General features: G+C 67.5%; 15 protein-coding genes. 5 read left to right on the top strand and 10 right to left on the bottom strand.

Annotation, left to right across the window (positions count from 1 at the left end):
* Nucleotides 1-362: 362 nt before the first annotated feature.
* The 4 genes from prmC to GGR33_RS04560 all read right to left on the bottom strand — a co-directional run bounded on the left by prmC (nt 363) and on the right by GGR33_RS04560 (nt 6152).
* Complete coding sequence (gene prmC, locus GGR33_RS04575) at nt 363-1271, bottom strand: peptide chain release factor N(5)-glutamine methyltransferase (protein ID WP_183502412.1); 909 nt, start codon at nt 1269-1271, stop codon at nt 363-365.
* Nucleotides 1272-1399: 128 nt separating this feature from the next.
* Nucleotides 1400-2479, bottom strand: a complete 1080-nt coding sequence (prfA, locus tag GGR33_RS04570; protein ID WP_183502410.1) for a peptide chain release factor 1 — start codon at nt 2477-2479, stop codon at nt 1400-1402.
* Nucleotides 2480-2565: 86 nt separating this feature from the next.
* Nucleotides 2566-4830: a phosphoenolpyruvate--protein phosphotransferase gene (gene ptsP / locus GGR33_RS04565; RefSeq protein WP_183502408.1), complete on the bottom strand. Its 2265-nt coding sequence runs from the start codon at nt 4828-4830 to the stop codon at nt 2566-2568.
* A gap of 86 nt (nt 4831-4916) precedes the next feature.
* The gene (locus GGR33_RS04560) at nt 4917-6152 is read right to left on the bottom strand and encodes an aspartate kinase (protein ID WP_183502406.1); all 1236 of its coding nucleotides are present in this window, start codon (nt 6150-6152) and stop codon (nt 4917-4919) included.
* Between the two features lie 190 nt (nt 6153-6342).
* Between GGR33_RS04560 and ubiG the strand changes: the two genes are divergently transcribed.
* Nucleotides 6343-7074, top strand: a complete 732-nt coding sequence (ubiG, locus tag GGR33_RS04555) for a bifunctional 2-polyprenyl-6-hydroxyphenol methylase/3-demethylubiquinol 3-O-methyltransferase UbiG (RefSeq protein WP_183502404.1) — start codon at nt 6343-6345, stop codon at nt 7072-7074.
* A 152-nt stretch (nt 7075-7226) separates the two neighbouring features.
* A complete protein-coding gene (locus GGR33_RS04550) occupies nt 7227-8210 on the top strand; it encodes an NADPH:quinone oxidoreductase family protein (RefSeq protein WP_183502402.1) in 984 nt (327 codons plus the stop codon).
* 90 nt (nt 8211-8300) lie between these two features.
* Here the strand turns inward: GGR33_RS04550 and GGR33_RS04545 are convergent, their stop codons facing one another.
* The 3 genes from GGR33_RS04545 to GGR33_RS04535 all read right to left on the bottom strand — a co-directional run bounded on the left by GGR33_RS04545 (nt 8301) and on the right by GGR33_RS04535 (nt 10048).
* Complete coding sequence (locus GGR33_RS04545) at nt 8301-8591, bottom strand: hypothetical protein (protein ID WP_183502400.1); 291 nt, start codon at nt 8589-8591, stop codon at nt 8301-8303.
* 187 nt (nt 8592-8778) lie between these two features.
* On the bottom strand, nt 8779-9345 hold the full coding sequence (gene ruvC, locus GGR33_RS04540) for a crossover junction endodeoxyribonuclease RuvC (protein WP_183502398.1): 567 nt from the start codon (nt 9343-9345) through the stop codon (nt 8779-8781).
* 79 nt (nt 9346-9424) lie between these two features.
* The gene (locus GGR33_RS04535; RefSeq protein ID WP_183502396.1) at nt 9425-10048 is read right to left on the bottom strand and encodes a YceI family protein; all 624 of its coding nucleotides are present in this window, start codon (nt 10046-10048) and stop codon (nt 9425-9427) included.
* A 111-nt stretch (nt 10049-10159) separates the two neighbouring features.
* Between GGR33_RS04535 and ruvA the strand changes: the two genes are divergently transcribed.
* On the top strand, nt 10160-10777 hold the full coding sequence (gene ruvA / locus GGR33_RS04530) for a Holliday junction branch migration protein RuvA (protein ID WP_183502394.1): 618 nt from the start codon (nt 10160-10162) through the stop codon (nt 10775-10777).
* 9 nt (nt 10778-10786) lie between these two features.
* On the opposite strand, the gene GGR33_RS04525 is transcribed toward ruvA, so the two are convergent.
* Nucleotides 10787-11083: a DUF3572 domain-containing protein gene (locus tag GGR33_RS04525; RefSeq protein WP_183502392.1), complete on the bottom strand. Its 297-nt coding sequence runs from the start codon at nt 11081-11083 to the stop codon at nt 10787-10789.
* Nucleotides 11084-11160: 77 nt separating this feature from the next.
* On the opposite strand from GGR33_RS04525, the gene GGR33_RS04520 reads away from it, so the two are divergent.
* A complete protein-coding gene (locus GGR33_RS04520; protein ID WP_183502390.1) occupies nt 11161-11535 on the top strand; it encodes a response regulator in 375 nt (124 codons plus the stop codon).
* 41 nt (nt 11536-11576) lie between these two features.
* Nucleotides 11577-12950 (top strand): PleD family two-component system response regulator, encoded by a 1374-nt coding sequence (locus GGR33_RS04515; protein WP_183502389.1) that lies wholly within the window; start codon nt 11577-11579, stop codon nt 12948-12950.
* On the opposite strand, the gene GGR33_RS04510 is transcribed toward GGR33_RS04515, so the two are convergent.
* Nucleotides 12947-13135, bottom strand: coding sequence for a hypothetical protein (locus GGR33_RS04510; RefSeq protein WP_183503628.1), 189 nt, complete (start codon nt 13133-13135; stop codon nt 12947-12949). The two genes, GGR33_RS04515 and GGR33_RS04510, sit on opposite strands and share 4 nt — an antisense overlap.
* A gap of 98 nt (nt 13136-13233) precedes the next feature.
* Entirely contained in the window at nt 13234-14475 is a 1242-nt protein-coding gene (locus GGR33_RS04505) for a DUF2254 domain-containing protein (RefSeq protein ID WP_183502387.1), read from the bottom strand.
* Nucleotides 14476-14554 lie beyond the last annotated feature (79 nt).

Here is a 14554-nt window from a genome sequence, read left to right as displayed (position 1 = left end):
GATCAGCGGCTTGCCCGGACGCTCCGCCACCGAGCCCAATGCTCGCCGCGGGATGTGTCGCCGGTCGATCCGTGATCTTTCACGTCGTGCGTGCCGTCGTCTCGTCCGGTCCCCGCGCTCGCCTTCGGGCGTGCCCTCGGAATGACCTTCGACTGTCAGGTTCAAGTCCATCACGCTTGGCGGCAGCCTTGGCAGTGATGCCGGGTGTGCGTTCGCGCGATGGTGGGGCGATCGTCCGAACCGGAGACGGTGCTGATCGATCTCGATCCTACCGTGACCCATCTTCTGGGCCGTCCACGATCTACAGCCCGAACGTAGTGGCTGACGGCCTCCGCAACAAGCACTTTTTCATGTCGTTGCAATTATTGAACGACTTTGTTGTCGGTAGGTGTCACACCGAAGGATGGCCGAAGCGTGACGACCCTCGGATGGCCCGCGAGATCGCGCGTGATGGCCTCGACAGTCAGGCCCACCTGCCGCCCCAGATCCGAGACGGGCTCGGCTTGGTCGTAGCCGATCTCGAAGGCCAAGGCGCCGCCTGCCGCGAGGAGGGCCGGCCGTTCGGTGACGGCACGGATGATCGCCCGATAGGCGTCGAGCCCATCTTGCCCGCCATCGAGCGCCGCTATGGGGTCGTGCTCGCGCACCTCCTCGACCAGCGTCGGGATGACGCCGCTCGCGATGTAAGGAGGGTTGGAGACGATCAGATCGAAGGGGCCGCCAACAGCTGCGCACCAATCGCCCTGCACGAATGCGCTGCGGTTGCCGACGCCGTTGCGGATGGCATTGCCGCGAGCCGTCGAGAGCGCGTCCGCCGATCGGTCCAGTCCGATGCCGCGGGCGCCGGGTAAGACGTCGAGCAGCGCAACCAGGATGCAGCCCGAGCCGGTGCCGAGATCGAGGATTCTCGGCGCGGGGTTCCGAACGAGGTGGAGCGCGGTCTCGACCAGGGTCTCGGTGTCGGGCCGGGGCACCAGTGTCTCGGGTGAGAGCGCGAAGGTTAGGCCGCGAAACTCCCATTCGCCGAGAATGCGCGCCACGGGCACGCCCGTGAGGCGCTGCCGAAGCGCATCGGCCAGGGCTTCGGCTCCGGCCGGGCCGATCGGCTCGTTGCCGCGCAGCGCTAGATCGGTCTGTGTCAGACCGAGGAGCTGGAGCAGAAGGAAGCGGGCATCGCCGCGCGCCTCGGCGATCCCGGCTCGCTCCAACGCCGCCGCGATCCGCAGTCGGGCCTCGGCCCGGGACAGGCTCGGCTCCAAGGCGACTGCCATGGCCCGCGAGTTCGCCGCTCACCCCATCATTGCGAGCGCAACGAAGCAATCCAGAGCCACACCCGCGACGTCGGCGCGTTGGCCCTGGATTTCTTCGCTGCGCTCGCAATGACGGCTTTGGGCGCCCCTCACGCCATGCCCTCGGCGGCGAGTAGCTCGGCCTGGTGCTCGGTCACGAGGGCGTCGATCACCTCGTCGAGGGCCGTGCCGGCCATGACCTCTTCGAGCTTGTAGAGCGTGAGGTTGATGCGGTGGTCGGTCACCCGGGCCTGCGGGAAGTTGTAGGTACGGATGCGCTCCGAGCGGTCGCCCGACCCGACCTGCGCCTTCCGGTCGGCGGCGCGCGCCGAATCCTTCGCCGTGCGCTCCGCATCGAACAGCTTGGCCCGCAGCAGGGACATCGCCCGAGCGCGGTTCTTGTGCTGCGAGCGCTCCTCCTGGACGAACACCACGATCCCCGAGGGCATGTGCGTCACGCGGATCGCCGATTCCGTTTTGTTGACGTGCTGACCGCCGGCACCCTGCGAGCGCATCGTATCGATCTTCAGGTCGGCATCGTTGATGACGATATCGACTTCCTCCGCCTCCGGGAGCACGGCCACGGTGGCGGCGGAGGTGTGGATGCGCCCCTGCGTCTCAGTGTCGGGCACGCGCTGCACGCGGTGCGCGCCGCTCTCGAACTTGAGCCGCGAGAACACGCCGCGACCGTTCACCTCCGCGAAGATTTCGCGGTAGCCGCCCATGGTGCCCTCGCTCTGCGAAATCACCTCGACGCGCCAGCCCTTCGCCTCGGCGTATTTCGCGTACATGCGGAAGAGGTCGCCGGCGAAGAGCGCGGCTTCGTCGCCGCCGGTGCCGGCCCGAATTTCGAGGATGGCGCTCTTCTCGTCGGCCGCATCCTTGGGCAGGAGGATGAGCTGCAGCGCGCGATGCGCCCCCTCGAGTGCCTCCTCGGCATCCGGCTTCTCTTCCGCGGCGAGCGCGCGCATCTCGGCATCGCCCTCGTCGATCAACGCCTCGATCCCCGCGAGGTTTTCGCGGGCAGCGCGGTAGACGTGAATTGCCGCCACGACGCCGTCGAGATCCGACAGCTCGCGCGAGAGCTGCACGACACTGTCGGCAGGCGTGTTCTCGGCCGATAGCTGTGCGGTGATGATGTCGTGACGCACGAGAATGGCGTCGAGGCGCTCGGCTGGGATCGGGGTCACGTTTTGTTGAGGCTCACTCGGAAAGCGGGCTTCCTAGCCCAGTGCTGCCCGGAGCGCGAGCGCCAGCACGTCATTCCAACCCAGGTTTAGACCGGAATGCCTCGCGCCTTGGCGAAGGAGGCAAGAGCGGGGCGGAGCGAGGCGCCATCGGTCGCCTTGGCGAGCTCGGTATCGATCAACGCACGGACTTCGTCCGCTTCGATCGACAGCACCATGGCCTTCACTGGACCGATGGCGGCCGGCGACATCGAGAAGTTGCGGAAACCGAGGCCGATCAGCGCCATGGTCTCCAGCGGGCGTCCGCCGATCTCGCCGCAGACCGTGACGGGGCAGCCGACCACCTCGGCGCGGTCCGCGATCACCCGGAAGGCGCGCAGGGCGGCACCGCAGAGCGGGTCGAAACGATCGGCGACGCGGCGGTTATCGCGATCGACCGCGAACAGGAACTGCATCAGGTCGTTGGAGCCGACCGAGAGGAAATCGGCTTCGCGGGCTATCTCGTCGATCTGGAACAGCAGCGAGGGCACCTCGACCATGACACCGAGCTTGCAGTCGCTCGGCAGCACGTAGCCGTGACGGCGCAGATGCGCCTTCTCGCGCTCGACGATGCCGCGGGCGCGGGTGAACTCCTCCACCGTCGCCACCATCGGGAACATGATCTTCAGCGGCCGGCCGGCCGCGGCCTTCAGGAGGGCGCGGAGCTGGACACGCAGCAGGGCAGGGCGGTCGAGGCCGATGCGGATGGCGCGCCAGCCCAACGCCGGGTTCTCTTCTTCGAGGGCCGGCATGTAGGGAAGGATCTTGTCGCCGCCGATATCGAGGGTGCGGATCGTGACCGGCAGGTCGCCGGTCGCCGCGAAGACGGCTTCGTAGAGCTGTTGCTGCTCCGCGGCGGACGGCATGCGCTGGGCGACCATGAATTGCAGCTCGGTGCGGAACAGGCCGATGCCCTCCGCGCCGGTCTCGCCGAGATGGCTGAGGTCGATCAGCAGCCCGGCATTCAGGTTGAGCCCGATCTTGACCTTGTCGCGGGTCAAGGCCGGCACGTCGCGGAGCGCTCGGTACTGTTCCTGCCGGCGGGCGCGCAGGCGCGCCTGCTCGGCATAGGCCGACTCGATCTCGGGAGTCGGCCGCACCTGGATCTCGCCGGCGGCGCCGTCGACGATGATCGCGTCGCCCGAGTCGCAAAGGGCCGTGGCGTTGGCGATCTCGCCGACCGCGGGGATGCCGAGCGCGCGGGCGACGATGGCGATGTGGCTCGTCGGGCCGCCTTCCTCTAGCACCACGCCGCGCAGGTTCGCCCGCTCGTAGTCGAGCAGCGCCGCTGGCCCCATGGATCGCGCGACCAGGATCGCGTTGTCGGGCATCGCTGCGATGCCGTTCCCCGCCTCCTGGCCGACGAGGCGGCGCAGCAGGCGGTTGGCGAGGTCGTCGAGGTCGTGCAGGCGGTCGCGCAGATAGGGGTCGGACTGGCGCAGCATCCGCGCGCGGTTATCCGACTGGACGCGCTCCACCGCGGCCTCGGCCGTGAGCCCGGATTGCACGGCCTCGCGCATCCGGCGCAGCCAGCCCTTGTCGTGCGCGAACATGCGCACGGTCTCCAGCACCTCGCGGGATTCGCCCGAGCCGATGCCGTCGCCGCGCTCGACCAGCTCGTCAATGGCCGAGCGGACATCCTCGATCGCCGCCTCGAGGCGCTCGACCTCGAGTTCGACGCTCTCGGCGATGAGGCGCTTCACGATGATGCGCGGCTCGTGCAGCACCACGTGGCCGAGCCCGATCCCGTCCGCGAGCGGCACGCCGCGCTGGCTGACCGGCCGGCGGGCGGCGCTTCCGGCTCCGGGGGCGAGCGCCTGCAACTCGCCCGAGGCGATCATCTCCGAGAGCACCATGGCGGTGGTCTGGAGCGCCTCGATCTCCTCGTCGGAATAGACGCGGTAGGTCTTGTTCTGGACGACGAGCACCCCGAGCGTGTTGCCGGCGCGGAGCAGCGGCACGCCGAGGAAGGCGTGGTAGATCTCTTCGCCCGTCTCTGGCCGATACGAGAAGTTCGGATGCGATTGGGCGTCCGAGAGCGAGAGCGGCTCGGCTTGGTTCGCGATCAGGCCGACGAGGCCCTCATCGGCGCGAAGCCGCGTGATGTGGACGGCATCGCGATTAAGGCCTTCGGTGGCGAACAGTTCGAGCGTGTTGTCGTCGCGCAGGACGTAGACCGAGCAGACCTCGGCGATGACGTTCGCGGCGATCAGAACGACGATGCGGTCGAGGCGTGCTTGAGCGCTGACCGGTTCCGCCATCGCTTCGCGGAGCCGGCGCAGCAGCAGGCGCGGGCCTCCGGGCGCAGCGGGCATCGAGTCGTCAATCCGTGTTCAGCCGGTGCAACCACCAAACGTGCCAACTGTCGAAACAGTGGCACATCACGATGCGGCGAGTACGGTCAGGCCTGATCGAGGCCGTATAGCGAGTGGAGCGTGCGAACGGCAAGCTCCGTGTAGGCGGCGTCGATCAACACGGAGAACTTGATTTCCGACGTGGTGATCGCGCGGATATTGATTCCCTTCTCCGCGAGGGCCCGGAACGCCTTGGCCGCGACGCCCGCATGCGAGCGCATGCCGACGCCGATGGCCGACACCTTCACCACGTCGGTAGCGCCCTCGATCTGGCCGAACTGGATGCGCTCGCGCTGCGCATCGAGGATGGCGCGGGAGCGCTGGTAGTCCGCTGCCGGGACCGTGAAGGTCATGTCCGTCGTGGACTGATCGCCCGACACGGTTTGGATGATCATGTCGACGTTGATGTTTGCGTCCGCTAGCGGACCGAAGATCGCCGCGGCGATGCCGGGGCTGTCCTTGACCGAGCGGAGCGTGACCTGGGCTTCGTCCTTCGAGAAGGCGATCCCGGTGATGATCTGCTGTTCCACGATAGCGTCCTCGTCGCAGATGAGGGTGCCCGGACGCGCCGCGTCGGGAGGATCGAAGGAGGAGCGCACCGTCGTCGGCACGCGATGCACCATGGCGAGCTCCACGGAGCGGACCTGCAGCACCTTGGCGCCGAGGGATGCCATCTCCAGCATTTCCTCGAAGGTCACGCGCTCCATGCGCTGGGCCTTCGGCACGACACGGGGGTCGGTGGTGTAGACGCCGTCGACGTCCGTATAGATGTCGCAGCGCTCGGCGCCGATTGCGGCGGCGATGGCGACGGCACTGGTATCCGAGCCACCGCGGCCGAGCGTCGCGACGCGGCCGGTCTCGGTGTGAACGCCCTGGAAGCCCGCGATCACCGCGACCTCGCCGCGCGCGAAGCCGGCATCGAGATTCTTGGGGTCGATCGCTTCGATGCGGGCCGAGCCGTGCGCGTTCGAGGTCTCGATCGGGATCTGCCAGCCCTGCCAGGAGCGGGCCTTGATGCCGGTCTTTTGGAGCGCGATGGCGAGCAGTCCCGCTGTGATGAGCTCACCCGAGGCGACGACGGCGTCGTACTCGGTCTCGTCGTAGAGGTCGTTGGCGTCCTTGACCCAGGCGACCAGCTCGTTGGTCTTGCCGGACATTGCCGAGACGACAACCGCGACCTCGTAACCGGCCGCGACCTCGCGGGCCACGTGGGCGGCCACGTTGCGGATCCGGTCCACATTGGCGACTGAGGTGCCGCCGAACTTCATCACCAAACGGGGCATATCGCGTCCGCGTCTTCTGTCCGTTTCCTACCGTCGGTCGGGAGCGGCCCGCCGCAGCATCGCCGTCGCGCGGAAAGCCATCGCGACTGTACCGGGGAGGCGCCCGGCGGGTACAAGGGCCTCTCGAAGGTGTCAATGCGATGGCCGCGAAGCCCGTTCGCCGGCTGAGCATGCGTGAGGTGTCGGGGTGATGGCTGCGTCGGTCGATCAGGAAGAGGTGGCGCGGTTCAACGCGCAGGCCGCGACGTGGTGGGATTCGGACGGACCGATGCGCGTGCTGCATCGATTCAACACGGTGCGCCTCGCCTATATCCGCGACGAGGCCTGCCGGCATTTCGGGCGCGATCCGAACCGGCCCTTCGCCCTCGATGGACTGAGCCTCGTCGATGTCGGCTGCGGTGGCGGGGTGCTGTCGGAGCCGCTGGCACGGCTCGGCGCGCGCGTGACCGGTCTCGACCCGGCCGCGCAGAACGTCGCAGTGGCCCGCGCCCATGCCGAGGCCGAGGGGGTAACGGTGGATTATCGGCCCGCGACCATCGAGAGCCTCGTCGAACGGGACGAGCGTTTCGACATCGTACTCGCGATGGAGGTGGTGGAGCACGTGGTCGACCGCACGGCCTTCCTCGCCACCTGCTGCGCCGCCGTGAAGCCGGGCGGCCTGCTCTTCGCCGCCACCCTCAACCGGACGATGCGCTCTTTCGCGCTCGCCATCGTCGGCGCGGAATACGTGCTGAACTGGCTGCCCAAGGGCACGCATGACTGGGACAAGTTCGTGAAGCCCGACGAGCTGACCGCCGACCTCGAGGCCGGCGGCCTGCAGGTCTTCGACACGGCCGGCGTGATGTTCGATCCGCTGACGGGAGGTTGGCGCCGCAGCCGCGACACCGCCGTGAACTACATGGTCGCCGCCCGGCGCGACTGAGCGATCGTGAACGGAGACCCTCCCCGTCATTGCGAGCGCAGCGAAGCAATCCAGGGCCGACGCACTGACGTCAGCCCATTGGCCCTGGATTGCTTCGGCTTCGCCTCGCAATGACGGTTTGAGCACCGCCCCAACCCACGAACGGACGGACGATGAAAGCCCTGTTGTGCACCCGGCTCGGTGGGCCGGAGGATCTGTCGATCGAAGAGCTGCCGGATTCGGTGCCCGGCCCCGGCGAGGCCTTGGTGCGGATCACGATCGCCGCCCTCAACTTCGCCGACACGCTGATCATCGCCGGCCGCTACCAGGTGAAGCCTGAGCTGCCCTTCTCGCCGGGCGGGGAAGCCAGCGGGATCATCGAAGCGCTCGGCGAGGGAGCCGAGGGGTTTTCGGTCGGCGATCGCGTCATCGTCCATGCTACGCACGGTACCTGCCGCGAGCGCGTCGCCGTCGCGACACGCCGCCTGACGCGGGTGCCGGACGGCCTCGCCGACGAGACCGCGGCCGGGCTGACGATCACCTACGGCACGACGCTGCATGCGCTTCGAGACCGGGCGCGGATCCAGCCGGGCGAAACGCTGGTCGTACTCGGCGCCTCCGGCGGCGTTGGGCTCGCGGCGGTGGAACTCGGAAAGCTTCTCGGCGCGCGGGTGATCGCCTGCGCTTCGTCACCGGAGAAGCGGGAGACGGCGCGCGAACACGGGGCCGACGAACTCGTCGACTACGCCGCCGACAACATCCGCGAGGCACTGCGCCGGCTGACGGGGGATCGCGGCGTCGACGTCATCTATGACGCGGTCGGTGGCGACCAGGCGGAGCCGGCCCTGCGCTCGCTCGGCTGGAAGGGACGCTATCTCGTCATCGGTTTTGCGGCCGGCGAGATCCCGAAATTCCCGCTCAACGTCATCATGCTCAAGGGCGTCGATGTGCAGGGCGTCCACTGGGGCGCCTTTGTGGAGCGCGAGCCCGATGCGCACCGCGCCAACCAGGAGCAGTTGCTCGCCTGGGCGGCCGAGGGGCAGCTGCGGGCTACGATCCACGGTGTTTTGCCCCTCGTCGATTACGAAGAGGCTCTCGGCATTCTCAAGAGACGCGAGGCGAGGGGCAAAGTGTTGCTGCGCATCAGCGCGGTCTGATGGCAGAGACCAGCAAAATGCCCCGCCACCAAGGGTGACGGGGCCGAATGAGTGACACGCTGCCGGGCTGGCGCGGGTCACATCACATCATCAATCGTCGAGATCGCGCTCACGACGCACCGGACGCTCGCCGCGCATCATGCGGCGGTCACGACGCTCCACGCGCTCTTCGCGGCGATCCGGATCGACGCCGAGAACGCCGCCGACGGTGCCCGTCGCTGCACCAACCGCGCCTCCCACGACACCGCCGACCGGTCCCGCAGCACGATTACCGTCTTCGACGCCGCGCTCTGCACCGCGGATCGTTCCTTGAGCATTGGCCGCGCCGGCGAAAGCAAGCGGGCTCGCGACGAGAGCGGCAACGAGTAAAATGCGCTTCATTCAATGAACTCCTGGTCTCATATTGAGCAGAAGACCGGCTCGCGCCGGCTTCGTTCTGGTCTGCTAACGGCTGAGATCCAGAATGGTCCCAAAATTTATTTCGAAAGTTTGCCAGCGATTCCGCCGATGCTCGCGCGCCTGCTTGGAAGCGCGTCCGACATCGGTGGAACCGGCCGCGAAACGAGCGCTAAGCTTGGCGGGCCAGCGCCGCGGCGATGCGTGCCGCTCCCGGCCCCTGGGCGGCGTCGACCGCGTGCAGTCTCTTGAGCGAATGAGCGCCGCGGTGGTTCGCATGCGTGATGGCGATGGCGAGCGCATCGGCGGCGTCGGCGACCTTGAACTCCGCCTTCGGCAGCAGAAACCGCACCATCGCCTGGATCTGGACCTTCTCGGCATGGCCCGATCCGCAGACCGTCTTCTTCACGAGGTTGGCGGCGTATTCGGAGACGGGAAGCCCGGCCAATGCCGGCACGAGCAGCGCCACGGCGCGGGCATGGCCGAGCTTGAGCGTCGCCTGTGCGTCCTTGTTCACGAAGGTCTCTTCCACTGCGACCTCGTCGGGCGTGTGGTCGCCGACGACACGGGTGATGCCCTCGTGCAGCTCGCGCAGGCGCAGCGCCAGCGGCAGGTCGCCGTCGGAAGTGACGACGCCGCAGGCGAGATAGGCGAGCTTGGTCCCCTTTGTGACGATCAGGCCCCAGCCGGTTCGGCGCAGGCCGGGATCGATGCCGAGGATGCGGACGTCCGACGTCATGGTGCCTCCGGCGCGGCGGGAGACCCGCGACGCATCCACCATCAGCACATATCGTGAACGTTTCCTGATCGCAAACGGATTACGGCTGCGCCTTGAATTCCCCCTCGAGCCGCAGCTGCACCTCGTCGCCGAGGAGTGGCAGGAAAGCGCTGATGCCGAAATCGGAGCGGCGGATCACCGCCCGGCCGTCGAAGCCGACCGAGTAGACCTTGTCCACCGGGTTCACGCCGGCCTGGTTGAATGTGGCATCGAACGAGACGATCCGCGTGACACCCTTGATGGTCAGCTCTCCGTTGACGTGGGCCGTGGTTGGGCTGGTCGGCTCGACGGAGGTGCTGACGTACGTGGCCTGCGGGAATTTCTGGACGTCGAAGAAGTCCGGCGCCTTCAGGTGCTCGTTCAGCTTGTCGTTGAGCCCGTTGACGCTCGCGGTGTTGATCGTGACCGACAACGTGCTCTTCGCCGGCTCCCGCGGATCGAGGGTGGCTTCCGCCGCGATGTCGGTGATCTGGCCGTAATAGGTCGAATAACCGAGATGGCTGAGCGACCAGGTGATTTTTCCGTGCGCCGGATCGAGCCGATACTTGCCGGGCTTCACCTGCATCGGGTCCTTGCTCGTCCCGGCAGGCACGTCGTCCGCCCGGCTTGGCGCGGGAGCGGCTGAGAGCAGCGCCACGATGGCGAGGGCGAAGGTCGGCTTCATGGGCACAGGTCGGGCTCACCTTGTGGGCTTCGTCGGCGTATCGGATATGGCAGGCGGACCTGGGAACCAAGTCCCGCATCAGCGCCCGAACCGGGTCCGCACGGAATCATCATGATCGGCAAGCTCAAGGGTATCGTGGATTCCTACGGCGAGGATTTCGTGATCCTCGACGTGCAGGGCGTCGGCTACGTGGTGCATTGCTCGGCACGCACCCTGCAGCGGCTGCCGAAGCCCGGAGAGCCGGCCGACCTCGCCATCGAGACGCATGTGCGCGAGGACATGATCCGGCTGTACGGCTTCCGCTCGGATGCCGAGCGCGAGTGGTTCCGACTGCTGCAGACCGTGCAGGGCGTCGGATCAAAGGTCGCGCTCGCCGTACTGTCGATCCTGGAACCGGGCGCGCTCGCCACCGCGCTCGCGACCGGCGACAAGGGTGCGATCGCCCGTGCGCCGGGAGTCGGCCCGCGGCTCGCGGCGCGGCTCGCGGCAGAGCTGAAGGACAAGGCTCCGGCCTTCTCGCCGGCCGATCCAGCGTTGATCGCGCTGACCGGCGCGGTCGAGGAGCGCACGGCGCCGCAGCCCGTGGCGGATGCGATCTCGGCCCTAGTCAATCTCGGCTATCCGCAGATCCAGGCCTCGGCCGCCATCGCCACCGTGTTGAAGAGCGCTCCCGAGGGTGCGGAGGCCAAGACGCTGATCCGCCTCGGCCTGCGCGAACTCGCCAAGTAGGCCGGTCTGTCAGAGATCGTGGTCGAAATCCGGCGGCTGCATCCGCCGCCAGGCCGTCGCGATTTTTTCGGGCTTCACGTCGAGAGCGTCGGCACAGGCGAGCAGGAGCGTCTCATCGCCCATGACATGGTCGAGGACGGCGCCGAGAAAGGCCGGATCGCGCGCGCTCTCCCGAACCGTTTCCGGGTTCAGGCCGCTCAACTGCAGGAACGGGAACAGACGCTCCTCGTCTCCGGCCAGCCAGACCAGGACGTCGAGCGATAGAGACTCGGTAACCTGATCTCCATGATCAAATTTGCGTTTCATCAACGAGTATCACTTAAGGGGAATACGAGCATAGGGCGACGAAGGCGAGGTCGCGGGAGCCCGGAGAATTGGGGGCCATGACGAAAACCGTTCTCATCGTTGAAGACAACGAGCTGAACATGAAGCTCTTCAACGATCTTCTCGAAGCTCATGGTTACGCAACCCTTAAGACCGCCAACGGCATCGAGGCGATCGAACTCGCCCGCAAGCACGTGCCCGACCTGATCCTGATGGACATCCAGCTTCCGGAGGTGTCGGGGCTCGAAGTGACCAAATGGCTGAAGGATGACGAGGAGCTTCGCCACATCCCCGTCATCGCCATCACCGCCTTCGCCATGAAGGGTGACGAGGAGCGCATCCGCGAGGGCGGCTGCGAGGCCTACCTCTCGAAGCCCATCTCGGTGGCGAAGTTCGTCGCGACCGTGCGCAAATATCTCGGCGAAGACGACTGACCCCGCCGGGGCCTGTCGGAAACGGGGCTCTAGGAGACCACATGTCCGCCCGTGTCCTGATCGTCGACGACCTGTTGCCGAACCTGAGGCTCCTCGAGACGAAGCTCTCGATGGAGTATTTCGACGTCGTGACCGCCATGAATGGCCCCGAAGCCCTCGCGATCTGCGCGAAGGGCTTGTGCGACATCGTGCTGCTCGACGTGATGATGCCGGGCATGGACGGGTTCGAGGTCTGCCGGCGGCTCAAGACCGACCCGGCGACGGCGCATCTTCCCGTGGTGATCGTCACGGCGCTGGACGAGCCGTCCGACCGGCTGCGCGGCCTCGATGCGGGAGCCGACGACTTCCTGACCAAGCCCATCGACGATACCGCCCTGTTCACGCGGGTGCGCAGCCTGCTGCGGCTCAAGGCGGTGCAGGACGAACTGCGCACCCGCGCGATGGCCTCGCGCGAACTCGGCATCGGTGATCCCTTCGCGCTCGCGGCCGCCGAGACCGGCCAGGGTGCGCGCATCCTGCTCGTCGAGGATCGGCCGAGCGCCGCCGACCGCATGGCCACCGCCCTGCGCCAGCACCATACGGTGACCATCGAGAGCGATCCCCAGCGTGCGCTGATCAGCGCGACCGAGGGCGATTTCGATCTGGCGCTGATCAGCGTCGACCTCAACGGCGTCGACGGGCTCCGGCTGTGCAGCCAGCTCCGCTCCCTCGATCGCACGCGCGACATGGCGTTGATCATGATCGGCGAGACGCATGGCATGGCACGCCTCACCCGCGGGCTCGATTTCGGCGTCCACGACTACTTGCTGCGTCCGGTGGACCGGAACGAGCTGATCGCGCGGGTCCGCACCCAGGTTCGCCGCCGGCGCTTCTCGGCGACCCTGCGCGATGCCGTGCAGGCCTCGATCGAACTCGCCGTGACCGACGAGCTGACCGGCCTGCACAACCGCCGCTACCTCGATCGCCAGCTCGGCCCGCTCTTCGGGGCGGCGACCGCCCAGGCACTCGGCCTCGCCTGCCTGATCCTCGACATCGACCGGTTCAAGTCGATCAACGACACCTACGGCCACGAGGCCGGCGACGAGGTGCTGAAGGCCTTCGCCGATCGCGTCCGCCAGCATACCCGCGGCATCGACGTCGTCGCTCGCTTCGGCGGCGAGGAGGTGGTGATCGTGATGCCGGGCGCTACGCTGGCCGATGCCCAGGCTGCCGGCGAGCGCATCCGCGATCGCGTCCAGTGCCTGCCGTTCCCGATCCAGCGCGGGACGAACCTGATCAACGTCACGGTCTCCGTCGGCGTCGCGACCCGGCATACGAGCGACACCAGCGCGTCGGACATGCTCAAGCGCTCGGACGACGCCCTCTACCGGGCCAAGGCCGACGGCCGGAACCGCGTGGTCGCGGAAGCGGCTTAACCGCCGCCCGGGTCGGCATCTCTGCCTTGGCCGGAATCCGAGGGAAGCCCCGGCTTGCCCTCGGTCTTCTGATTGGGATCTTTGACGGCGTCCGGCGCCACGTTCTTCTGCTTCTCGTCGCCGGATCGCGATCCGTCATGCGGATCGCCATGCTTGCGATCGTGGCTTGTTGTGGTGTTGCTCACGCTGACCCCGCGGATGCCATGCCCGGCGACGCCGAGAGGCGTCTCCAGGCCTTCCCTCTCAACGGATCGCGGCCGGAGAGGTTTCTTTCGGCCGACGGTTACGAGCGCCCGGCGGCCGCCGTTATCGCCTCGACGTCTTCCGAGATCATGCCGCTGGCCTGAGCGCGCTTGATGGCGAGTGATGCATGCCGCTCGGCCGTCGGCGCGAAGTCCGGACTTCCGATCCGTCCGAGGGCTGCCAGGGCCTTCTGCAAGCGGATGCCGACCTCGACGAGGCCGGCGCCATCCCGTGCGATCGGCGTGAAGCCGTCCTCGAACAGGTCTTCCACCGTCAATCCCTGGACGTAGAGGCGCGGAAAGTCGGGTTCTTCCGCAATCGAACGGTCGCGGGTCGCCCAGATCTCCAGAACGCGCACCAGCGTGCCGATCACGTCGATCGCCGTGCCGGGATCGTTCACCGCCGGCGACAGGGCACGGGAGGCGACTTCGGACAGCGCGATGATGCCGAAGCGGGGATCGTTCTCGTAGACGCGCCGATCGCCGACGACGAAGGCCCGGCGCACGATCGCATGATCGTCCTCGTCGAGCGAGCCGGTGACTTCGGCGATCGAGCAGCCCCCATGGACGAAGCTGCCGGGAACGACGGCGAGATGTATCTCGACGCCCTTCTTCTCGGCCCATGCATCGAGGCTGCGCGTATCCACGTGCTGGACGTATCCGGTCTCGCGGGACGTGACGCTTTCGGAGCCGGCCGGTGCGGCTTGCCAGGGACGGCCGCCGAGATGGGGCATCTCGGCGCGGCGCTTGAGGGCGTCGCCGGCCGCCGCTTCGATCAGATCGATCGTCGTGCCGACCCGTCCGAGTTCGGACAGCGTATCGATCCAGCGGATCAGCGTCGCCACCACGAGCACCATCACGACGAGCGTCACGGCGAACATGACGACGCGGCCCTGCTGGCCGTAATAATCGGTCTTCAGGGCGATCAGGCCGACCACGCTGTAGAGGAAGGCGCCGATGAAGCTCGCCAGCGCCGTCTGGGCGCGGGTGTCCTGCAGCAGGAGCGGCACGGCGCGCGGCGTGACGTTGCTGGTCGCGGAGCCATAGGCCTGGACCATGGTCGACAGCGAAAACGTCGCCACCGGCAGCATGCTCGTTGCCAGGATCGATAGGATCTGGTCGACGGCTTCCGAGCCGATGGAGGAGGCGATGCTCGACGGGATGAATGGTCCGAGCCCCGAAGCCGCCAGAGCCGCGACGACGGCAGCGAAGCAGAACAGCGCGACCCTGATCCACGGCCGGCGGCTCAGGACCTTCAGATGGAAATAGCCGTTCGAGAACACGACGCACGAACCCCGGTCGATCCAGCCGGGATCGCCGCGAGTCGGGCGCCGGTCTCTCAGACGTGACCCTCGGGGGTCA

It is taken from the genome of Methylobacterium brachythecii (assembly GCF_014196345.1).
Taxonomy (GTDB): Bacteria; Pseudomonadota; Alphaproteobacteria; order Rhizobiales; family Beijerinckiaceae; genus Methylobacterium; species Methylobacterium brachythecii.
The sequence above is the reverse complement of the archived record's forward strand: the minus strand, read 5'-3'. Positions and strand labels throughout refer to the sequence as shown.